The sequence below is a fragment of the Marinibaculum pumilum genome, from assembly GCF_042646425.1.
Lineage (GTDB): Bacteria > Pseudomonadota > Alphaproteobacteria > Ferrovibrionales > Ferrovibrionaceae > Marinibaculum > Marinibaculum pumilum.
In genome coordinates this window covers 231673-253981 of record NZ_JBHRTR010000054.1, presented here as the reverse complement: position 1 = coordinate 253981, position 22309 = coordinate 231673, and the positions used below count along the sequence as shown (strand labels likewise).

Below are 22309 nucleotides of genomic sequence, written 5' to 3'. Positions count from 1 at the left end.
CGCCCAGTCGACCGCACTGGCGACCGCACTGGCGACCGCAATGGCGACGGCCGCGGCGGCGCCACCGAACCGCTTTCACGGCCCGGCTCAATGGACTAACGTGCCGGCCATTCCATGCCGGCCCGCCAGGGGCCGCGGCCATTCGGGGAGACAGGACCGATGACACTCGACGAGATCACCGAGAAGATGCGCGAGCGCGTGGGCGCCGATTCCGGCCTGGGCGCGACGGTGAAATTCGATTTCGGCGAGGATGGGGTGATCTATGTCGACGGTGCCTCGACACCGAACACGGTGACCAACGAGGACAAGGATGCCGAGTGCACGATCAGGATCTCGAAGGAGAACTTTCTGAAACTGACCCAGGGCGAACTCGACCCGACCACCGCCTTCATGATGGGCAAGCTGAAGGTCGAGGGAAACATGGGCATCGCCATGAAGCTCCAGAGCGTCTTCAGCTGAGCGTCTTCAGCTGAGCGTCCTGGGCTGGGCCTCTCCGCCTGGGCCGCTTTGACAGCGGCGGGTCCTCAGGCGGCGGTGGCGACCCGGTCGCGGCCGCCTTCCTTCGCACGGTAGAGCGCCTGGTCGGCGGCCTCGATCAGTGCCGTCGGCGTGCCGTTCGGGGTCGGCCGCACCGTGGCGCAGCCCAGGCTGATGCTGACCGTGGCGCCTTCCTGCGGCGCGCAATGCGGGATCGCCAGCGCCTTCACCGCCTGGCGGACCCGCTCCGCCATGCCGAAGGCGCCGTCGGCGGGCGTGTTCGGCAGGACGATGGCGAACTCTTCGCCGCCATAGCGTGCCGCGAGGTCGGTGGCGCGGCCGCAGGACGCCTTCAGCACCTTCGCGATCTCCCGCAGCACGTTGTCGCCCGCGACATGGCCATAGCGGTCGTTGTAGCGCTTGAAGAAGTCGACATCGAGCATCAGCAGCGAGAGGTCCTGGTGGTTGCGATGCGCGCGCCGCCATTCGATCTCCAGGTACTCGTCGAAATGGCGCCGGTTGGCCAGCCCGGTCAGGCCGTCCGACTTCATCATCCGCTCCAGTTCCAGGTTGGCGGCCAGCAGCTGCCGCTGGCTGTCGCGCAGCGCGCGGAACGCCTCGTCGCGCTGCTGCAGCGCGACGTAGGAGCGGGAGTGATAGCGGATCCGGGCGACCAGCTCGATCGCGTCGGGGATCTTCACCAGGTAATCGTTGGCGCCGGCCTCGAACGCGGCGCTCTTCACCTTGGGATCCTCCTTCGTCGACAGGACCAGGATCGGCACGTCGCGCAGCACCGGGCTGGTGCGGTATCTCGGCAGCAGGGTCAGGCCGTCGATGCCCGGCATGATCAGGTCCTGCAGCAGGACCGTCGGCTTCAGTTCTTCCGCGACGTCCAGCGCCCGGCCGGCGTCGGTGCAGTAGTGCAAGCAGATATCGGGCTCTGCTGCCAGCGCACGCCGGATCGCCTCGCAGATCATCACCTGGTCGTCGATCAGGAGCACCATCGCCGACTTGTCGGCCGGCTCCACGATGCGATCGGTCCCGTCGGTGAGTTCCATCCTGTTCCTCGCGCAGCCGGTGTCTCGCCAGGCAGACTGAAGGCCGGTCCCAGGATCAGGCCAGCGCCTCGATCAGGCGCGGGGCGATCCCGGACAGCGGCAGAATCTCGAGCGCCGCACCCAGTTCGGCGGCCGCCTTCGGCATACCATAGACCGCACTGGTGGCCCGATCCTGCGCAATGGTCAAGGCGCCCCAGTCGCGGAGTTTCTTCAGTCCGCGGGCGCCATCCTGCCCCATGCCGGTTAACAGAACGCCAATGGCATCGCCGGGCCAGTTGGCGACGATGGCGTCGAAGAACACGTCGATCGACGGCTTATAGAAATGCTCCGCCGGCTCCGCGACGTAGGCCAGGCGCCCCGCCACGTCCATGGCCAGATGGTCGCTGGTGCCGGCCAGCAGGACGGTGCCCGGCAGCGGCACCTCCCCGGTCCGCGCCAGGCGGACCGGAATGGCGGAGGTCAGCGACAGCCAGTCGGCCATGTCGGCGGCGAAGACGGGATCCACGTGCTGCACCAGGACGATGCCCGCGGGAAAATCGGCGGGCAGGGACCGCAGGATGCGCTCCAGGCTGACCGGCCCGCCTGCCGACGCGCCGATCGCGACCAGATGCTGCCGGCCATGCCGCCGGGGCGGGACCGGGGACGGGGCCGCCCGCTTCGGCCGGCCGTTGCCGGTCAGCCAGGAGATGTTGTCGATCTTGCGCAGCAGGGCGGCGGCATCGGCGGCATGGCGGCTGCCCATGGTCGGGGTCATCACCACGTCGACGGCCCCGTGCCCCATCGCCCTGAACACCAGGCTCATGTTGCGGTCGACATCGGAGGTGACGATCAGGATCGGGCAGGGGGTCGCGGCCATGATCCGTCGGACCGCCTCCACGCCGTCGACCTCCGGCATCAGGAGGTCCATGAGGATGAGGTCGGGCAGCTCCTGCCGGCAGAGCGCGACCGCCTCGGCACCGTTCGTCGCGGTCCAGACGACGCTGTGCGCTCCATTCTGCGCCAGGGCCCTGCGGATCGCCTGGACGGCAAGGGGCATGTCATTGGCGATGCCGATTTTCATCGACGGCCCCGTGTCGCCGCCCGGGCGCCGGTCATTCGCGCGCCGCGCCGATCAAGCTCTGCACCGCATCGAGGAGTGTTTCGTCATGGAAGCCTGCCTTGGCGAGGTAGCGGTCGGCGCCGGCCTCGAGGCCGCGGCGGCGATCTTCCTCCCGATCCTTGTACGATACCACCATGACGGGCATCGATTGAAGCCGGTTATTGGCCCGCAGGCGGGTCACCAGCTCGATCCCGTCCATCCGCGGCATGTCGATGTCGGTGACCAGCAGGTCGAAGGGTTCGGACTGAAGCATGTTCCAGCCGTCCACGCCATCCACCGCCACCGACACGTCGTAGCCGCGACCGGCCAGAAGCTTGCGCTCCAATTCCCGGACCGTGAGGGAGTCATCTACAACCAGGACGCGCTTTCGGGCCGCCTCCGCCGGCAGGCCGCTGCCGAGCCGCACCAGGCTGCCGCCGGCGAGCACCTTGCCGATGCTGCCCAGCAGGTCGTCGACATCCAGGATCAGGACCGGGCGGCCGTCATCCAGCATGGCGCCGGCCGCCACGTCGCGGATCTTGCCCAGACGCGGATCGATCGGGACCACGACCAGGCTGCGCTCGCCCAGGAAACGGTCGACCGCGATGCCATGCAGGCCGTCGCCCTCGCCCAGCAGCACCACCGGCAGGCCGGCCGGGTCGACCTCGCCTGCAGGGCGCTGCAGCAGCTGGCCGGCGGACAGCAGCCCGACCTGCCGGTCGCCCTGCCAGAACTGCTGCCGGCCTTCCAGATACACGATCTCCGCCGGCTGCAGCCGGAGCATGCGTTCGATCCGCGACAGCGGGAAGGCATAGGCCTCGCCGGCGACCTCCACCACCAGGCTGCGGATCACGGACAGGGTCAGCGGCACCTGCAGGTGGAACCTGCAGCCGGCGCCCCGGGTCTGCGCGATCCGCAGGCTGCCGCGCAGCTGGCGCAGGTCGTGTTGCGCCGCGTCCAGGCCCACCCCGCGCCCGGACACGGCCGTCACCTCGCCGCGCAGGCTGAAGCCGGGCAGCGACAGGAAGGCCAGCAGTTCCTCCTCCGACATCTGCGCCGCCGCTTCCTCCGGCGCAAAGCCATGGGCTGTTACCGCGCCCCGCAGCCGGTCGAGGTCGATGCCGGCGCCATCGTCGCTGATCTCCACCACCAGGTCGCCGGCATGATGGCGCGCCTCCACCCGGATCAGGCCGGCTGCGGGCTTGCCGCGCGCCGTACGCAGCTCCGGCGCCTCGATGCCATGGTCGACCGCGTTGCGCAGCAGGTGGACGATGGGGGCGTCGAGGCGTTCCAGGACATCGCGGTCGACCGGGGTGGCGGCGCCCAGCAGTTCCAGCCGCACCTGCTTGCCCAGGTCCCGGGCGATGTCGCGCAGCATCCGTTCCCAGCCGGTCGATATGTCGGCGAAGGGACGCATGCGGGAGGCCAGCGCCGCGTCGTAGATCTCGCGGCTGCGCCGGCCGCCGGTCCAGGAGAAGTCCTCGAACGCCTCCAGATGCCCCTGCAGGATCTCCCGGCTTTCCGCCATCGCATCCCGCGTCTCCGCCAGCAGGGCCAGGGCGTCCTGCGTCCGCGCCGCCGCGGGCAGGGCCTCGCGCACGGCATCGAGCAGCCGCACGGCGCCGGCCTGGCTCTGCTTCAGGCGGTCCAGGGTGGCGCGCAGGCTGCCGACCTTCTGGAACTCCACCAGCGACTTGGCGGAAATGTCGAGCATGGCGTCCAGATGCGCGGCGGAGACCCGAAGCGCGCGGGCTGGCACCGGTCCCGCCTGGACTGCCTCAGGCTGCGCTTCGGCCGCCGGCGCCGGGTCGGGCGCGGGGGTCTCGGTCGGTGCGGTCGGCGATGCCGTGACTTCCGTGCCCGGGTCTGCGGTGCTCCCTGCCGGCAGCGTTTCCAGGCGCTGGACCAGGGCGTCGATCGCGTCGCCGCCGCCGCTGCCGGCATCGGCGATGTGCAGCAGGGCGTCGGTCCCCTGCAGCAGCGCGTCGATATGCGCCGCGCCCAGCAACAGCCGGCCCTCCTGTGCGGCGACCATGACATCCTCCATCGCATGGGCCAGCCGCACACCGGCTGCCAGATCGACGATGCGGGCCGCCCCCTTCAGGGAATGCGCGGCGCGCATGCAGGCCTCCAGCTGCGCCGGATCGGTCGGGCTGCGCTCCAGCGCCAGCAGGCCGGCATTGAGGACGCCGGCCTGCGCTTCGGCCTCCATGCGGAAGAGGTCCAGCATCGAGGCGTTCTGGAGGTCCTCCGGGTCGGTCATGCCAGGCTTCCTGCCAGGGCCCGCAGGAAGGCCGCATCGTCCAGCAGGGTGATGCTGCGTCCCTGCCGGCGCAGCACGCCGGCGGCGTAGCGACCGATGGGGCGGGCACCTTTGGCAGCCGGCAGGAGCGCCGCCACCGACACCGCCTGGATGCCGTCCACCTCGTCGACCGGGGCGGCGATGGCGCCGTCCTCGGCTGCCAGGATCAGGGTCCGCGGCACGATCCGCCGGTCGTCGTGCCGCAGCTCCGCCTCCGTCTCCGCAGTATCCAGGAAGCGGGCCAGGGAGATACAGGGGATCAGGGTGCCGCGCCGGTTGGCGACGCCCAGGATGGCGGCATTGCGCTGGTGCGGCAGGCTGTGGATGGCCGCTGCAGGGGCGATTTCCAGCAGGCTGCGCGGCGCCAGGCCGAGCCATTCCGCACCCACCCGAAAGACCAGCAGCCGGCGCTGCGCGCCGGGTTCCGCACCGGCGGTCCGGGTTGGGCTATCGTCCTGCGCCGCCTGTTCCGGCAGGCCGGCCGCGAAGCGGTCGAGCAGGGCGATGGCCGCCGCCGACTGGACCGGGCAGTTCCGGCAATGGATATGGTCGGCAAGCAGCGGGCAGCTCCGGTCGCCGGCGATGCCGATCCGGTTCCAGCAATCGTCGATCCTGGCCGATGCACCATCCGCCTGCATCACCCCTGCCTCCCGCGGTCGCGGCGGCCGCGATGCGCGGTCATCTGGGCGCCGGCCTCCGGATGGTCGGGCTGCAGGTAGAGCGCCTTGCGGTAGTAGCTGCGCGCCGTGTCCGCGTCATCCTGCGCGTCGTGCAGCAGGCCGAGCCAGTAGTACAGGTCGGCATCCGGTCCGCGACGGGCCAGGCTGGCGCTGCACAGCGACAGCGCCTCGCCGGTCCGGCCGGCATCGGCCAGGCTGGCGATGGCGGCAAGCTCTGCGTCCCGATCCTCCGCCGCCGACGGCGGCGCGGCCGGTCCCGCGCTCGCTGCATTGCCCGCGAAAGGTGGCGGGGCGGAGACGGGCCGCGATGCCGGCGCCGCAGGCACCGTCCTGCGGGCAGCGGGCGGGGGCGGCGTGGCCGCCGGTGCGGGGTGGCGGAAGGCGAAGCTGTTGGGCACCCCGACCGCGGCCATGCCGCAGAGGCTCAGCGACGCTGCCTCCGCCGGGCCGGCGAACAGCACGCCGTCGCGATGCAGCATGCGCCGCAGCATGCGCACCGCGCGCTGCTGGGTCGGCCGGTCGAAATAGATCAGCAGGTTGCGGCAGAACAGGAAATCGCAGGGCAGCTCACCGCCCATCAGGGTCGGGTCCAGCAGGCTGCCGCGGCGGAACCGGACCCGGTCGCGGACATGACCGGCGATCCGCCAGGCCTTGCCGTCGCGGATGAAATGCCGGCGCAGCACGGCCTGGGGCAGGTCGTCGCGGAAGGCGTTGCTGCCGTAGATGCCGGTCCCCGCGGCTGCCAGCGCCTGTGTGCTGACGTCGATCGCCTCGATCCGGAAGGCGTCCGCGAGGAGGCCGGCCTCCAGCAGCGCGATGGCCATCGAGTAGGGCTCCTCGCCGGTCGAGCAGGGCAGGCTGAGCAGGCGCAGCGGCGCCGAGCCGGGATGATCGTCGCGCCGCTCCCGCGCCAGCCGCTGCAGCAGGGCAAAGGAATCGGGATAGCGGTAGAACCACGTCTCCGGTACGACCACGGCCTCCACCAGGGCCTGGCGTTCCACCGCCGATGCCGCCAGCAGCGGCCAGTAGGCGGCCTCGCCGGCACAGCCGCGGGCTTCGCAGCGCTGCCGGATCGCGCTGTCGATCACCGAGGGGCCGATGCTGGCCGCGTCCAGGCCGATCGCGTCCTGCAGCAGGGCTTCGATCCTGTCGCTCATGCCGCCCTCGCCGGCCCGATCATCCCGCGTCCGCGTCCGGCGGGAACAGGATGTCGCGGACATCCGCCGGCAGCAGCCCGGCCACCTCGATCCGCTGCACCATGCGCGGCGGGGCGGCGCCCGGTTCGGCGCCGACCGCGCCCAGATAGCCGGCCGGGCCGGTCGTCAGGCCGGACGGGCCGAACCCGGCCTCGTCCAGCCGGCGGGTCTCGGTCGCCTGTTCCAGCACCAGCCCCAGCTGACGGCGCGGCGCACCCGGCTGCGGCTCATAGTCGACGATCGCCAGCCGGGTGCTGGCCCGGCGGGCGGCCGGCGGCCCGCCTTGCCGGACGGCCAGGTCGATCACCGGCACCGCCCGTCCGCCGCGGGTCAGCAGCCCGGCGATCCAGGGCGGCGCCTCCGGGACCCGCTTCAGCGGGCGCAGGGCGAGCACCTCCACGATTACCGAGGCCGGCAGGGCATAGCGGTCCCCGCCCAGGGTGAACAGCAGGTGCAGCCGGCCGCCAGGGCCGGTACCCCGGGTCGCAGCCGCGACCATACCCGCCTCACACCTTGAAGCGGGTGACGCCGGCACGCAGGTCGGTCGCCACCTGGTTCAGTTCCTCCATCGCGCGGCCCGCCTGGCGGATCGCCTCCGCGGTCTGGCCGCTGGCCTCGCCCAGCTGGGTCAGCGCCTCGTTGATCTGTTCCGCACCGGAGGCCTGCGCCTGCATGCCCTCGTTCACCGTCTGGATGCGCGGCGCCAGGGCTTGCACCTGCTGGATGATCTCCGACAGCTGGCCGCCGACCTGGGCCATCTCCGACAGGCCGCGGCGCACCTCCTCGGAGAACCTGTCCATGCCCATCACGCCGGCAGAGACGGCGGACTGGATCTCCCGCACCATCTGCTCGATGTCATAGCTGGCCACCGCGGTCTGGTCCGCCAGGCGCCGCACTTCCGACGCCACGACGGCGAAGCCGCGGCCGTACTCGCCGGCCTTCTCCGCCTCGATCGCGGCGTTCAGGGACAGAAGGTTGGTCTGGTCGGAGACCTTCACGATGGTGGTCACCATCTGGGTGATGTTGCCGGCCTTCTCGTTGAGGACGGCCAGCTTGCCGTTGACGGTCTCGGCCGCGGTGGTGACCTGGCGCATCACCTCCTCCATTCGCGCCAGGCCGTGCTGGCCGGAACCCGCCAGGACCGAGGTCTGCTCCGCGGTGCCGGACACCTCGCCCATGGTCTGCACCAGCTCGCGCGAGGTGGCGGCGATCTCGCGCGAGGTGGCGCCGATCTCCTTCGCCGTCGCCGCCGTTTCCGATGCCGTGCTCTGCTGCTGCTTGGCGGAGGCGGCGATCTCCGTCACCGAAGTCGTCATCTGGACCGCGGAGCGCTGCGCCTGCGCCACCAGGACGTTCAGCTCCTCCGCCATCTGATTGAAGCCCTGCTCGATCGCGCCGAACTCGTCCCTGCGCTGCAGGTCCAGGCGCACGGAGAGATCGCCGCCGCCCAACTGCTTCAGGGAGCGGACGATCGCGCCGATCGGCCGGGTCATCGCGCGCAGCAGCAGCAGCCCGCTGGCGATCGCCGCCAGAAGGGCCAGCACGGCCGAGACCAGAAGCGCGCCCTCGGTGTTGGTGATCGAGCGGTTGATGTCGTGGGTGGCGGCGTCGCCGACCGCCTCATTAAGCCTCAGCAGCTCGTTGAGCGTGGTGCGGCCGGTTGCCCAGCTTGGCCGCAGCCGTTCCGTGATGAAGCGCTCCGCGGCCGCCACCTGGTTTGCCCGCATCAGTGCCAGCCATTCGTCGTGCAGCGCCAGGTAGCGGTCCCGTGCGCCCTTGAATCCCTCGAGAAGGCGCCTGTCCTCGGCGGACAGGACTGTCGCCTCGTAGGCGCTGGTGGCGGCATCGAGCTGCTGCGCGAGGTTCAGGAAGATCTCCTGGTCGCTGCCGCTGCGCATCCGCTCCTCGCGATCGGCGAGGTCGACCATCAGAGACTGGGTCTCCAGCATATGGTCGACCCAGGCGGAGCGGATCGTCGCGGCCTGCAGCAGGCCCGGCAGCGAGACATTCTCGATCCGGTTCGCGTCCCGTTCGATCGCCGACAGGCCGAGATAGACGATCACGTTGGCCAGCAGCAGGATCGCCACGATGACGGCGAAGCTGGCGATGATCCTGACCCGGACGGTCACGTTCGACATGGCATTCCCCGCAGGCATGATGCGCCGCTCTGGGGGCAGAATGCGGGCTATATCCTTTGGGGACAATCCTGCGAAGGGCGGTCGGCCGGATCCGGTCGGCCGCCGCCGCGATCCGTCAGGCCACCAGAAGCGGCTCCGCCGCCGCCAGGGGCACAGGATCGCCGCCCAGCAGAAGGCTGGTGGCCTCATCCTCCCAGGCCAGGGCGGAGAGGCTGAGCGGGCGGGAGGCCTGCATGCGATGCTCCAGCACGAAGCGCGACAGCAGGAGGCGGCTTGCATCGCCCTGCGCCGCCGCCAATCGCAGCCCTTCCACTGCCAGCAGGGCGGCCGTGGTGGCGTGGTAGAGCTGCCCCGCGGCCAGGCGGCAGAACCGCTCGTTCTCCGGTGCGGCCGCTACCTCCTCGGCAAAGCGCACCGCCTCCGCGATGCCGTTGCCCAGCCGGGTGCGGAACTGCCCGGGCAGCCCCTGGGCGGCGTCCAACCGCTCCACCAGGTCGTCCCGCAGCGCCCGGTGCGCGCCGACCTTGCCGACCGCCCGCTGCACCGCATCCAGCGCGTTGATATTGCTGGTCCCTTCCCAGATCAGGCCCAGATGGGCATCCCGCACCAGGCGGGCATTGGGGAAATCCTCGATATAGCCGTTGCCGCCGCGGGCCTCCATCGCGCCGGTGGCGACGGTGACATTGTCACGGCAGGCGCGGTACTTCGCGATCGGCGTCAGCATCCGCAGAACGGCCTCGACGCCGGCATCCCCCTCCGGTTCGCCGGACAGGGCGGCGGCGTACATCAGGATCGACAGTGCCTGCTCCGTCGGCACCATCAGCTTCATCAACTGCCGGCGCTGCAGCGGATGCTCGATCACCGCGCGGCCGAAGGCATTGCGGTGGCGGCTGGCGGTCATCGCCTCGTTCAGGCAGCGGCGCATCATGCCGGCGGCACGGGTCAGGTGGGAGATGCGGCTGGAATTGACCATCACCAGCATCTGCTTCATGCCGCGGTCCAGTTCGCCCAGCTGGTAGGCGACAGCACCGTCGAACAGGATCTCGCCGCTGGGCATCGACCTGCTGCCCAGCTTGTCCTTCAGGCGCACGACGCGATAGGCGTTGCGGCTGCCGTCTTCCAGGAACTTCGGCATCAGGAAAAGGCCCAGCCCCTTGCCGCCGGGGCCGGCCCCTTCCGGCCGTGCCAGCAGCACCGCCACCTCCGCGTCGACATTGGAGCAGAACCATTTCTCGCCCCACAGCCGCCAGGCATCGCCGTCGCGGGTGGCCAGCAGCTCCGCGGCGCCGGCGTCGGAGCCGCCGACCTTCTCGGTCATGAACTGCGCCGCGCGCAGCAGCTCGTCGCGGTTCTGGGTCCACATCCCCGGCAGGTAGCGGTCGCGGATCTCCGCGCTGCCGAAACGGTCGACCAGCTCCGACGAGCTGTCGGTCAGGTTGATCGGGCAGAGCAGGCCGAACTCCGCCTGCGCGAACAGGTAGTGGAAGGCGTATTTCGCGATCGGCGGCATCGGCGCGGGCCAGTCCAGCACCCCGGCGCGGTGGCACATGGCATGGATGCCGAAGCGGCCGAAGCCGATCTCCTCCATCTCGCGATAGGCGGGATGCGCCTCGATCCATTCCTCGTCGCGGCCGAAGGCGTCGCGCGGATGCAGCACGGGGGTGTGGCGGTCGGCGATCGCCGCCAGTTCGTCCAGCCGGCCGCCGGCCAGCCCGCCCAGGTCCTGCAGGTGCGGCGCCAGATGCGTCCGCAGCGCCGGCTCCATGTACAGGTCCAGCAGTCCCTGCAGGCCGCGGTCGATGTCGTAGAAGTTCTGTCCCCGGCAGGTCGGCGCCAGATAGGCGGAGCGAGAGGCGGCGGCGCGGCGGCCCGCCAAAGTAGCTGCCTGGGCGCCCTGCTGCCCGCCGGTCAGCGCCTCGGCTGCGAATTGCTGGTTCATTGCATCTCCTCCTGCATCCGGCGCGCGCCTCTGGTGCCGCCTTTTGCCTGAGAGTAGGCTTGCATTCCAGGCCCGACAAACGACTTGTTCGGCCGCGGTATTGATCTAGACTCAAACCATGGCCTGGCGGAAGCTGCCCTCCCTTCATGGCGTTCGCGCGTTCGAGGCGGCGGCGCGCCACCTCTCCATCACCCATGCGGCCGACGAGCTGGCGGTGACCCCCGGCGCGGTCAGCCGTCATGTCCGCGGCCTGGAGGCGGAACTGGGCGAGCGGCTGTTCGTCCGCCATGCCGCGGGGCTGACCCTCACGGCTGCCGGCGCCGCGCTGGCGGAGGCGGCGCGCGACGGCCTGGATCGGATCTCGGACGCCGCCAGCGGCGTGCGCCTGCGGCGCTTCCGCCGGCTGTCGATCGGTGTCTACGGCTTCTTCGCCTCGCGCCTGCTGCTGCCGCTCTGGCCGGACCTGGCACGGCGGCATCCCGATCTGGCGGTCGACCTGCACACCAGCCTGAACCCGCTGGACCTGCTGCCCGGGCGCTACGATGCGGTGATCGCGGTGTCGGATGCCGTGCCGCGCCCCGGGCTGGTCAGCCGGCGGCTGGTGCCGATATCCGCCGTGCCTGTCTGTGCGCCCGGCTGGCTGGAGCAGGGCCCGCCGGACTTCGCGGCGGTGCCGCTGCTGCACTCCCGGGCGCGGCCGGAGGACTGGCCGCGCTGGCTGTCCCATGCCGGTTTCCGCAATGTCGACGTGCAGGGTGGCAGCAGCTTCGAAAGCATCGGCATGGCCATGGATGCCGCCGCCGCCGGCCTGGGCTTCGCCATCGCGATCGAGGCCCTGCTGGCGCCGGACCTTGCCGGCGGGCAGGTGGTGGTGGCGCATCCGGTGGCGCGTCCCACCCGGCGCCATTTCGTGCTGCAGCACGAGGCACGGCTGACCGGCGACCCGGCCCTGGCCACGTTTTCCGCCTGGCTGCAGGACCGGATCGCGGAAGGGCCGGGATCCTACCGGCTCGACCAGGCGCGGGCGGCCGGCTGACGCGGCGCCGCCAGAACATTTGCCGCCAAGTCATTTGTTGGTGCGCGCCGTCAGGGTTGCCGTCATTCTGGCCCGTCCCTCGGTATTCAGACAGGAAGCGATGCCACCACAGAAGACAACCGGACCGCAGGACAGTGAATCGCGGCCTGGGCAGTCCCCGGCCCGGACGGCCGCTCGGAAAGCGATCTGGCGGCTTGCCGGCCGGATCGGGCGGCTGGCGTCCGGTCCGCGGGACGGCGGTGGGCTCGACTATCGCCAGCTGGTCGAGCAGGCGGTGGACGGCATGTTCGTCGCCACCGCGGAAGGCCGCATCGTGGAGGTGAATCCCGCAGGCTCCGCCCTGTTGGGCATGACCCGCCAGCAGGTGCTGGCCAGCGGCTTCGCCGACCTCGTCGCGATGGCGGAACTGGAGCGCGTCGCGCCGCTGCTGACCGACCTGGCGCGCGGCCAGGTGCATCGCGCCGAATGGCAGTTCCTGCGCAAGGACGGCTCGAGCTTTGTCGGCGAGCTGGCCGGACGGCGTCTCTCCGAGGGGCAGGTCCATTTCATCCTGCGCGACATCTCCGAACGCAAGGAAATGGAGGCGGCGCTGCTGGAGGGGGAGCGGCGCTTCCGCACCCTGGCGGACAACATCTCCCAGTTCGCCTGGATGGCCGACCCGCAGGGCTGGATCTTCTGGTACAACCGGCGCTGGTACGACTATACCGGTACAACCCTGGAGGATATGGAGGGCTGGGGCTGGCGGAAGGTCCACCACCCGGACCATGTCGACCGGGTGGTCGCCCGCATCCAGCATTCCTGGGACACCGGCGAGCCGTGGGAGGACACCTTCCCGCTGCGCGGCGCAGATGGCCGCTATCGCTGGTTCCTGTCCCGTGCCCTGCCGATCCGCGACGGCGGCGGCCGCATCGTGCGCTGGTTCGGCACCAATACCGACGTCACCGAGCAGCGCGAGCGCGAGGAGCAGGTCCGCCTGCTGCTGCGCGAGGTCAACCACCGCTCAAAGAACCTGCTGGCCGTGGTGCAGGCGGTCGCACGGCAGACCGCGGCGGCCGGCGGCACCGACTTCATCCACCGCTTCGAGCAGCGCATCCAGGGCCTGTCCGCCAGCCAGGACCTGCTGGTGCGCCAGGAATGGCGCGGCGTGCTGCTGGAGGACCTCATCCGCGCCCAGCTCGCCGCCTTTGCCGACCTGATCGGTCCGCGCATCCGGCTGTCGGGGCCAGCGGTCCTGCTGACCGCGACCGCCGCGCAGGCCTTGGGCATGGCCTTGCATGAACTGGCCACCAACGCCGGCAAGTACGGCGCCCTGTCGAACCAGGCGGGGACGGTCGAGGTGGGCTGGGACCTGCTGCCGGCGACCGAAGAGGCCGAGGATCGCAGTGGGGCGGATCGCAGTGGGGCGGATCGCAGTGGAGCGGATCGCAGGGGGGCGGCCCGCGACGGGACGGACGGGGCGGGGGCTGGCCCTCGCCTGTCGGTGCGATGGCAGGAGCGGGGCGGGCCAGCCGTGACGCCACCCAGCCGGCGCGGCTTCGGCTCGATCGTCCTGGACCGCATCGCCAGGCAGATGCTGGGCGCGGATGTGGCCCTGGATTTCGCGGCCGACGGTTTCGCGTGGCGCATGACCTGCACCGACGGGCGCGCCCTCGCGGCGCATGCCGGACTGCAGGCAGATGCCGGCGGCGTCATGCCCGCCGCTGCCGCACCGCCCGGGCGCCGGGTCCTGGTGGTCGAGGACGAGGCCCTGGTCGCCTTCGAACTGGCCGGCGCGCTGGAACAGGCCGGCTTTGCCGTGGTCGGCCCGGTCGCCCGCGTCGACCAGGCGCTGGCCCTGATCGAGACACCGGGCTGCGACTGCGCGGTGCTGGACATCAACCTGGGCAGCGAGATGGCGGACCCGGTGGCGGCGCGGCTGACCGCCTGTGGCCTGCCCTTCGTCACCGTCTCCGGCTATGCGCCGTCGCAGCAGCCGGCCGCCTTCCGCGGCGCCCCGTTCCTGCCGAAGCCGGTCCAGCTGCCGGCCCTGACCGCGGAACTGGAGCGTCTTCTGGCAGGCCAGCCGGGCCGCGCCGGGGTCTGATATCCCCAGCCGCCGCCCCGCTGGTGCGCGGCGTGGATACATATAATAAAACGCTACACCTTATATTGAAATTGCCCGGCGGGGCGGCTATGACGTCGGGGAAGACGAGGGCAGGAGCGTCCGACGTGGCACAGGACACCACCGTATTGCAGACCGTCAGCCGGGCCGTGGCGGTGCTGCGCTGTTTCGAGGGCGGCGCCGTCGACCTGTCCCTGGCGGAGCTTGCCGCCCGGATGAAGCTCAACAAGGTCACCGTCCTGCGCCTGGCCCGCACCCTGGCGAAGGAAGGGCTGTTGATCCACGATTCCCGCACAGGCCTGTACCGCCTGTCGTTCGGCTGCATCGGGCTGGCCCGCAAGCTGCTGGATCGCGACGGCCTGTTCGAATGCGCGCAGCCTTTCATGGAAGAGGCGCGCAGCCGCACTCGCGAGACGGTCTGCCTGATCGTCCGCGAGGAACTGGACCGGGTGACCACCCACAGCCTGCCCTCGATGCAGCCGGTGCGCTTCGTCCTGGAGGTCGGCGACCGCCGCCCGGTCCATCTGGGCGCCGCGGGGCAGTGCCTGCTGTCCGCCCTGCCTGACGACCAGCTGGACGTGATCCTGCGGCGCATCGACGAACGGCCCGCGGCGGAGCGCGAGACGGCCGGCGGCCGCACCGTGTCCGGCGCGGAGGTCCGCGAGCGGATCGACCGGGTGCGACGGCAGGGCTGGGCGATCGGGCGCCAGGAATGGTCGTCGGAGGCGGCGGGCGCGGCCGCGCCGGTCGTGTCGCCGGATGGCTCGGTGAACGGCGCCATCAGCATCGTCATGCCGATCTCGCGCGCCACGGACGCCTACATGGAGCAATGCGCCGCCGCCGCACGGGAGGCGGCGGAGAAGACCTCTGCCGAGCTTCGGCGGCAGCACCAGTAGGGCCGTGGGTCGAGGCGGAACGGGCAGGCGGCGGATGAGCGAGCGCGACGGCGACGACGGCGAAAGGGCGGGTGCACGCCAGCCGCTGCATGGCCTGCGGATCCTCGACATTTCCACGATGATCGCGGCCCCCGTTGCCAGCACCCTGCTTGCCGATTTCGGTGCCGAGGTGGTCAAGGTCGAGCTGCCCGGGGTCGGCGACACGATGCGCCAGCTGCCGCCGCACAAGGACGGCGTGCCCCTGTGGTGGAAGGTGACCAACCGCAACAAGAAGGGCATCACCCTCGACCTGCGACAGGCAGAGGGCCAGGAGGTGTTCCGCCGGCTGCTGCCGCAGTTCGACGTGCTGACGGAAAATTTCCGCCCCGGCACCCTGGACCGTTACGGCTTCCCGCGCGAGGTGCTGCGGGCGCTGAACCCGAAGCTGGTGATCCTCCGCCTCACCGGCTACGGCCAGGACGGGCCGCTTGCGAGCCGGCCGGGATTCGCCCGCATCGCGGAGGCCTATTCCGGCTTCACCGCCCTGTGCGGCGACCCGGACCGGCCGCCGCTGCATCTTGGCTATCCCGTTGCCGACGGCGTGGCCGGCCTGTTCGGCGCAATCGGCATCCTGATCGCCTGCTACCGCCAGAAGGCCGATCCGCAGGCGGCGGGCGAGGAGATCGACCTGTCCCTGGTCGACGCGATGATCCGGATGCTGGAATTCTCGGTGATCGAGGTCGATCAGCTCGGCACCGCGCGGCGGCGCTCCGGCAACCGCAGCCAGTATGCCGGGCCCAGCAACATCTACCGGACCCTGGACGGGCGCTGGTTCTCGATGAGCGCCTCCGCCCAGCCGGTGTTCGAGCGGCTCGCCCGGGCCATCGGCCGGCCCGAGCTGATCGGCCATCCCGACTTCCGGGACAACCCCGCCCGGGTACGCAATGCGGAAGCGCTCGACCTGATCGTCGGCGGCTGGATCGCGGCCCGTGACGAGGCGGAGGTCCTTGCCGTCTTCGAGCGCGAGGGCGTCTCCGGCGGGCCGGTCAACGATGCCGCCGACGTCTGCCGGTCGGAGCATCTGCGGCAGCGGCAGTCCTTCGTCGAAGTGGAGGATGCCGAACTGGGCCGGGTCACGATGCAGAACGTGGTGCCGAAGATGCGCCATGCGCCCGGCCGGGTCGCCTGCACCGGGCCGGGCCTGGGACAGCATACCGACGAGGTGCTTTCCGCCATGGCCGGCCTGACCGGCGAGGAGATCGCGCGGCTCCGTCGAAAGCGGGTCATCTAGCGCGTCGAGTGCCCTCCGGCCGCGTCCCGAACCGGACTCCCCTGCCTGCCATTGCCGTCCCGCGCCACGGATCGCGTCTCGTCCCGACCTCCGTCCGGCAGTGCCGTCGGCCGGCTCCTTGACAGCCGGGAAGGTCGAATCTTAGACTTACACATAATGTATCGATTAAACATATAATGAAACGCCAATCGGGAAAGCGGCAGGCCGGCTACGGCCCGCCGGGGCGCTCCGGTCGGAAGATGCTGCTGTGGGGGAGGGGTTGCGGGTGAAGCAGGTGCTGATGCGCGTTCCGGAAGCGACGGCGGCGCTCGCCGTCTCCGGCATCGCGATCTACACCGCCGCGTTCGGCGTGCTGGACGAAGCCCTGCTGCGCGGCGGAACCATCGCCCTGGGGCTTTTCGTCGTCGTCTTCGCTTCCCTGGTCCGGGAGCCGGGGCAGCCGCGTCCGTCGCTGCCGCGGATCCTGGCCGATGTCGCCCTGCTCGCCGGCACCTGCCTGGCGATCGGCAACTTCTTCGTCCTGTACGAGGACCTTCAGACCGGGCTCTTCGTCCTGTCGGACTTCGACCTTGCCAGCGCCTGGATCGGCCTGGCCGTCATCCTGGAAGCCACCCGCCGGCTGTTCGGCCTGCCTTTGTTCCTGGTGGCGGCGGCGGCGCTCGCCTACTGCATCCTGGGAAACCACCTGCCCTGGGTGCTGCAGCATGCCGGCTTCTCGGTCGAACAGACCCTGTCAACGATCTGGTTCAGCTTCGACGGCGTGTTCGGCCGCGCCATCGCCGTCGTCACCGGCTTCATCCTGATCTTCATCGTCTTCGGCGCCGTGCTGGAGGGCATCGGCGCCGGCGAGAGCGTGCTGAAGATCGTCTTCCGCCTGACCGACAGGCTGCGCGGCGGCCCCGCCTATGCCGCCGTGGTGTCGAGCGCGGTGTTCGGCACCCTGTCCGGCAGCGTCGCCGCGAATGTCGTCGGCACCGGCACCTTCACCATCCCGATGATCAAGGCACGCGGCTTCTCCGCCCGCTTCGCCGGCGGGATCGAGGCGGCGGCCTCTTCCGGCGGACAGATCATGCCGCCGGTGATGGGCGCGGTGGCGTTCATCATGGCGGATGTCACCGGTATTCCCTACCTGACGATCTGCCTCGCCGCCCTGGTGCCGGCCCTGTTCTACTACGGCAGCCTGTTCCTCGCGGTCGGCATCCAGGCGGCGAAGCTGGGCATCGAACCGACCGGCGGTCAGGGCCGGGCGCCGATCACGCCTCTGGACTGGCGTCTGTCCGGCGCGCTGGTTCTGGCGCTGGCGGCCGTCGTCTATCTCCTCGTCGCCGGCTACAGCCCGGCCCTGGCGGGGCTGGCCGCCGTCGCCATCGCCTTCGCCGCAGGTCTTGTGCTGAACGGCACACTGCGGCGGCAGCCGATGCGCCTGCTGCACATCCTGGTCGCGGCCGGCCGCAGCTGCGCGGTGATCATCATCGCGGTGGCGGCGATCGGGATCGTGATCGGCGCCATGAACATGACCGGCCTGGGCCTGCGCTTCGCCAGCGCGATCCTCGCCGTGTCGCAGAACGACATCCTGCTGGCGCTGGTGCTGATGATGGCCGGCTGCCTGGTGCTGGGCATGGGCATGCCCACGGTGCCGGCCTATCTGATCATCGTCCTGGTGATGGGGCCGGTGATCGAGGAGATGGGCTTCTCCACCCTCACCGTGCACCTGTTCGTGGTCTATTTCGGCGTGCTTTCGTCGGTCACCCCGCCGGTGGCGATCGCCGCCTTCGCGGCGGCGCCGATCAGCGGCTCGAAGCCGATGGAGACGGCCGTGTCGGCGCTCCGCCTGGCGATGGCCGGCTTCGTCATCCCCTATTTCTTCATCTTCAACCCGTCGATCACCCTGGTCGACGGCTACAGCCTGCCGCTGTTCGCCTGGGCGGCGGCGCGCCTGGCCTTCGCGCTCTGGCTGCTCGCCACCGGCCTGCTGGGCCATGAGGGCGGCCCGCTGCCTTTGTGGCAGCGCGTACTGCGCCTGGCCGCCGCTCTCGCCCTGATCTCGCCGCTGGCGGAGTTCGCCGGTGCCGGGCTGCTGGCCGGCGCTGCCTGCATGGCGGTGCAGCGATGGCTGCGACCAGGCCGGACCCCGTCGCGGCAGACGCGGCTCGGCGACCATCCCTGACCGGGCAGGACAAGCAGACGCAAGCAGACAAACCAGGAGGAAAAACCGATGAGATACGTCCCGAGACTGAGGTCCACCGCCGCGGCGCCCGTGGCCGTCATGCTCGCCGTCGCGCTTTTCGCCGGCCTGTCGCAGGCCGCGTCGGCGAAGGAGTTCCTGCGGATGGCGACCCTGGGGCCGGGCACCACGCCCTACATGCTGTCGACGATGTTCGCCACCGAGGTGAACCGCCGGATGGACGGCAAGGAGATCCAGGTCAACGCCACGGGCAAGGGGACCCAGCACGCGATCGAGGCGGCGAAGGGCGATCTCGATATCTTCGTCACCGCGGCGATCGTGCAGCGCCTGATGTCGTCCGGCAGCGCCATGTACGCGAAGGTCGACGGCGCGCCGGAAATGGCAAAGAAGCTGCGGCTGATGTTCATGTTCCCCGCCGGCATGTACCATTTCGCCGTCTATGAGGATTCCGGCATCAAGACGATGAAGGACCTCAAGGGAAAGAAGGTGTTCGTCGGTCCGAAGGGGTCAGCCATCAACAACGTGGTGAAGGCGATCATCAAGGCGACGACCGGCTACGAGGCCGGCACCGACTACGATGCGGTGGAAGTCAGCTTCGATGCCGGCGGCGCCGCCTTCCAGGACCGCAGGGTGGACGTCTATGCCAATGTCACCAACCCGCCGAGCCCGGTGCTGTCGCAGGTGGCCCTGTCCAACGAGATCCGGCTGCTCGACCTGGGCGACATCTCCGGCAACGAGGAGATGAAGAAGCTCTATGCCAACCGCCCGGGCCGCTATATCGACAGCATCCCGGCCGGCATCTACGGCAAGAACCAGGTCAACGAGCAGGACGTGCCGACCCTGGGCGCCTATATGGGCATCGCGACCCGGGAGGGCCTCTCCGACGAGGATGTCTACCGCATGTTGCAGATCTTCTGGGATGCGGTGGAGGCATCGAAGAGCCAGGCGCCCTGGCTGGCGGAGATCACCATGGACAAGGCCTTTGCCAGCGCCAACATGCCGCTGCATCCGGGGGCCGTGCGGTTCTACCGCGAGAAGGGCCTGGAGATCCCGGCCGCGCTGCTGCCGGCGCAGTAGGCCCCGCCGGAATGACCGCGTCCGAAGCCGCCGTCTGCAGGGCAGGGTTTCCCGCCCTGCAGGGGCTGCTGTCCGGCTATGTCGCCGACGGACGGCTGGCGGGCGCGGTCGCCGCGGTGATCGATCGCACCGGCCTGCGCTGGCAGGCCGTTGCCGGTGTGCAGGACGTGGACAGTGCGGTGCCGATGGCCTGGGATTCGGTCTTCCGCATCTATTCGATGACCAAGCCGGTCACCAGCATCGCGGCGATGATCCTGTGGGAGGAGGGGCGCTTCGCCCTCGACGATCCGGTGGCCGACTGGCTGTCGGCCTTCGCCGCGCCGCAGGTGCTGCTGCCCGACGGCAGCACCCGGCCCGCTGCCGGTCCGGTCACCGTCCGGCACCTGCTCAGCCATACCGCCGGCATGACCCTGCCGGCCTTTGCCGAGGATGCCCTGGTGCCGCTCTATCTGGCCAACGGCCTGGACGGTATCCGCAGCACCCCGCCGCTCGCGGCGGCCGTCGACCGGCTGGGGCGGATGCCCCTGCTGTTCGATCCGGGCACGAGGTGGCGCTACAGCATGGCGACCGACGTGGTCGGCCACCTGGTCGAACTGTGGAGCGGCCTGCCGTTCGAGGATTTCATCGACCGTCGGATCCTGGCGCCGCTGGGGATGTCGGAGACCGGCTTCCGGGTGCCGGCCGGTGCGGCCGGCCGCCTGGTCACCACCTATGCGGTGGCGGAAGGCCGGCTGGGGCCGGCCATCGACCGGGGCGCCGACAGCGCCTTCCGCGCTCCGCCCGCCTATATCTGCCCGGCCGGCGGGCTGGTTTCCACCGCGCCCGACTATCTGCGGCTGATGGCGATGCTGCTGCATGGCGGCAGCCTGGACGGTGTGCGGATCCTGCGGCCGGAGACGGTCGCGCTGATGCACCGCAACCAGCTGCCCGGCGACATGGCGGCGATGGGGGCGGGGGATTTCAACGGCGCCAGCTGGACCGGCATCGGCTTCGGCCTGGGCTTCAGCACCGTGCTCGACCCGGTGCGGGCCGGCCTGCCGCCCGGCGCCGTCGACTATGGCTGGACCGGTGCGGCGGGCACCGCCTTCCTGGTCAATTCGGAGGCCGGCATCGCCGCCCTGCTGCTGGCGCAGTACATGCCGTCGCGCGCCTATCCGCTGCGGGCGGAGTTCCGGCAGGCGCTCTACAGCGACCTGGCGGAGGGCGCCGCCTGACCGGCCCTACCCGACCTGCCGCTCCTGGTTCGCCCAGTAGCGGGCGCGCAGCGCCTTCTTGTCGGGCTTGCCCAGCGCGGTGACCGGGATCTCGGTGGCGAACTCCACTTCCTTCGGGGCGTAGACGCCGCCCTTGCGGTCGCGGACGAAGCGGATCACCTCCTCCTCCGACAGGTCGGAGCCGGGACGGGGCACGACGATGGCCTTCACCATCTCCCCCCATTTCTCGTGCGGTACGCCGATGATCGCGGCCATCGAGACGGCGGGGTGGGTGGTCAGCACATCCTCGATCTCGCGCGGATAGACGTTGAAGCCGCCGGAGATGATCATGTCCTTGGCGCGGTCGACGATATAGAGATAGCCGTCTTCGTCGGCGCGGGCCATGTCGCCGGTATGCAGCCAGCCATGGGCCAGGGTCTTCTCGTTCTCTTCCGGCCGCTTCCAGTACTCGTCCATCACCAGGGGCCCGCGGGCGCAGATCTCGCCGACCTCGCCCTGCGGCACCTCCCGGCCCGCCTCGTCCAGGAGGGCCACCTGAACGCCGATCACCGGCATGCCGCAGGAGGCGAACAGGTGCGGCCGCGCCGGATCGTGGTCCGCCTTGCGCAGGGCGGTGATGCAGTTCGGCACCTCGGTCTGGCCGTAGAGCTGCATGAAGACCGGGCCGAACACCTTCATCGCCTCCACCAGGCGGGTCGGTGACATCGGCGCCGCGCCGTAGATCATCAGCTCCATGCTGGACAGGTCTGTGTCGGCGATCTTCGGATGGTCCAGCAGGACGTAGATCATCGTCGGCACCAGGAAGGCGACGGAGATCCGCTTCCTCTCCAGGCAGTCCAGGAAGCCCGCCGGATCGAAGCCCGGCTCGATCACGAAGGTGCCGCCCTGGTACAGGGTCGGCAGCCAGAGCACGCCGGAGGCATGGCTGATCGGGGTGGCCGCCAGGGTGCGGATCTCGGCCGGCCACTCCCATTCGGCGATCATGATCATCACCGCCGCGACGAAGGACCGGTGGCGATGCACCACCCCCTTCGGCCGGCCGGTGGTGCCGCCGGTATAGGCGATCCAGACCACATCGTCGGGTTCGCCCTCCACCGTGACCGGGCCGGCGGCGAAGCCGTCGGACGCGGGCCAGAGGGCGGTGCCGAACGGGTCCTTCGCGTCCGGGTCGGCATCATAGGTGAACAGATGCTTCAGCCCCGGCACCCGGGCGGCCAGGGCGCGGCCCTTCTCGGTGAACTTGCGCTCGTCGACGATCAGGCCGGCGACTTCGGAATCCTCGAGGATGAAGGCATGGTCGTCCTCCGACCCCAGCGGGTGCAGATAGGTGATCCGCATCCCCATGATCGCCGCGGCGGTGGTCAGGATCATCGCTTCCGGCCGGTTGGCGGTGAGCTGCGCCAGCCCGTCGCCGCGCTTCAGCCCCGCCGCCTTCAGCGCCTGGATCACCTGGCTGACCCGCTGCTCGACCTCCCGGTAGGTCCACTGCCGGTCCAGATAGTCCAGCGCGACCCGGTCCGGATAGCGCCGCAGCGCCCGCAGCGCCAGGTCGCCGAAACGGCAGTACTGATAGACCTCGGCAGGGCCCATGGTGCGAACTCCTCGATGCGGGCCCTACCGCGGGGTGGGTGGGCCTGAAACGGATGGCGGTGTTGATCGGGA

Annotated in this window: 17 protein-coding genes; 8 read left to right on the top strand and 9 right to left on the bottom strand. The window is 70.4% G+C overall.

Annotated features, from left to right (window positions below; genetic code table 11):
• Positions 1-159: 159 nt before the first annotated feature.
• Positions 160-459 carry an SCP2 sterol-binding domain-containing protein gene (locus ACFOGJ_RS28105; protein ID WP_379906608.1) on the top strand — a complete coding sequence of 100 codons (300 nt, stop codon included), beginning with the start codon at positions 160-162 and terminating at the stop codon, positions 457-459.
• A gap of 65 nt (positions 460-524) precedes the next feature.
• On the opposite strand, the gene ACFOGJ_RS28100 is transcribed toward ACFOGJ_RS28105, so the two are convergent.
• The 8 genes from ACFOGJ_RS28100 to ACFOGJ_RS28065 all read right to left on the bottom strand — a co-directional run bounded on the left by ACFOGJ_RS28100 (position 525) and on the right by ACFOGJ_RS28065 (position 10868).
• Complete coding sequence (locus tag ACFOGJ_RS28100) at positions 525-1535, bottom strand: diguanylate cyclase domain-containing protein (protein WP_379906607.1); 1011 nt, start codon at positions 1533-1535, stop codon at positions 525-527.
• 55 nt (positions 1536-1590) lie between these two features.
• Complete coding sequence (gene cheB / locus ACFOGJ_RS28095) at positions 1591-2595, bottom strand: chemotaxis response regulator protein-glutamate methylesterase (RefSeq protein ID WP_379906606.1); 1005 nt, start codon at positions 2593-2595, stop codon at positions 1591-1593.
• A gap of 31 nt (positions 2596-2626) precedes the next feature.
• Positions 2627-4876: a hybrid sensor histidine kinase/response regulator gene (locus ACFOGJ_RS28090; protein ID WP_379906605.1), complete on the bottom strand. Its 2250-nt coding sequence runs from the start codon at positions 4874-4876 to the stop codon at positions 2627-2629.
• Positions 4873-5553: a chemotaxis protein CheW gene (locus ACFOGJ_RS28085; protein ID WP_379907080.1), complete on the bottom strand. Its 681-nt coding sequence runs from the start codon at positions 5551-5553 to the stop codon at positions 4873-4875. Before ACFOGJ_RS28085 ends, ACFOGJ_RS28090 begins: the two co-directional genes overlap by 4 nt.
• Positions 5553-6752 (bottom strand): CheR family methyltransferase, encoded by a 1200-nt coding sequence (locus tag ACFOGJ_RS28080; protein ID WP_379906604.1) that lies wholly within the window; start codon positions 6750-6752, stop codon positions 5553-5555. Before ACFOGJ_RS28080 ends, ACFOGJ_RS28085 begins: the two co-directional genes overlap by 1 nt.
• A gap of 19 nt (positions 6753-6771) precedes the next feature.
• Positions 6772-7290 (bottom strand): chemotaxis protein CheW, encoded by a 519-nt coding sequence (locus ACFOGJ_RS28075; protein ID WP_379906603.1) that lies wholly within the window; start codon positions 7288-7290, stop codon positions 6772-6774.
• A gap of 7 nt (positions 7291-7297) precedes the next feature.
• On the bottom strand, positions 7298-8929 hold the full coding sequence (locus ACFOGJ_RS28070; RefSeq protein ID WP_379906602.1) for a methyl-accepting chemotaxis protein: 1632 nt from the start codon (positions 8927-8929) through the stop codon (positions 7298-7300).
• A 115-nt stretch (positions 8930-9044) separates the two neighbouring features.
• Complete coding sequence (locus ACFOGJ_RS28065) at positions 9045-10868, bottom strand: acyl-CoA dehydrogenase family protein (RefSeq protein WP_379906601.1); 1824 nt, start codon at positions 10866-10868, stop codon at positions 9045-9047.
• A gap of 118 nt (positions 10869-10986) precedes the next feature.
• Here ACFOGJ_RS28065 and ACFOGJ_RS28060 point away from each other — a divergent pair, with 118 nt between their 5' ends.
• From ACFOGJ_RS28060 to ACFOGJ_RS28030, 7 genes are all read left to right on the top strand, one after another.
• Positions 10987-11904 (top strand): LysR substrate-binding domain-containing protein, encoded by a 918-nt coding sequence (locus tag ACFOGJ_RS28060; protein ID WP_379906600.1) that lies wholly within the window; start codon positions 10987-10989, stop codon positions 11902-11904.
• A gap of 100 nt (positions 11905-12004) precedes the next feature.
• Positions 12005-13987 carry a PAS domain S-box protein gene (locus ACFOGJ_RS28055; protein WP_379906599.1) on the top strand — a complete coding sequence of 661 codons (1983 nt, stop codon included), beginning with the start codon at positions 12005-12007 and terminating at the stop codon, positions 13985-13987.
• A gap of 125 nt (positions 13988-14112) precedes the next feature.
• Entirely contained in the window at positions 14113-14901 is a 789-nt protein-coding gene (locus ACFOGJ_RS28050; protein ID WP_379906598.1) for an IclR family transcriptional regulator, read from the top strand.
• A gap of 34 nt (positions 14902-14935) precedes the next feature.
• A complete protein-coding gene (locus ACFOGJ_RS28045) occupies positions 14936-16171 on the top strand; it encodes a CaiB/BaiF CoA transferase family protein (protein ID WP_379906597.1) in 1236 nt (411 codons plus the stop codon).
• A gap of 265 nt (positions 16172-16436) precedes the next feature.
• The gene (locus ACFOGJ_RS28040; protein WP_379906596.1) at positions 16437-18338 is read left to right on the top strand and encodes a TRAP transporter permease; all 1902 of its coding nucleotides are present in this window, start codon (positions 16437-16439) and stop codon (positions 18336-18338) included.
• A gap of 48 nt (positions 18339-18386) precedes the next feature.
• Positions 18387-19433, top strand: coding sequence for a TAXI family TRAP transporter solute-binding subunit (locus ACFOGJ_RS28035; RefSeq protein ID WP_379906595.1), 1047 nt, complete (start codon positions 18387-18389; stop codon positions 19431-19433).
• A gap of 11 nt (positions 19434-19444) precedes the next feature.
• Entirely contained in the window at positions 19445-20647 is a 1203-nt protein-coding gene (locus ACFOGJ_RS28030; protein ID WP_379906594.1) for a serine hydrolase domain-containing protein, read from the top strand.
• 6 nt (positions 20648-20653) lie between these two features.
• On the opposite strand, the gene ACFOGJ_RS28025 is transcribed toward ACFOGJ_RS28030, so the two are convergent.
• Entirely contained in the window at positions 20654-22237 is a 1584-nt protein-coding gene (locus tag ACFOGJ_RS28025; RefSeq protein WP_379906593.1) for an AMP-binding protein, read from the bottom strand.
• Positions 22238-22309 lie beyond the last annotated feature (72 nt).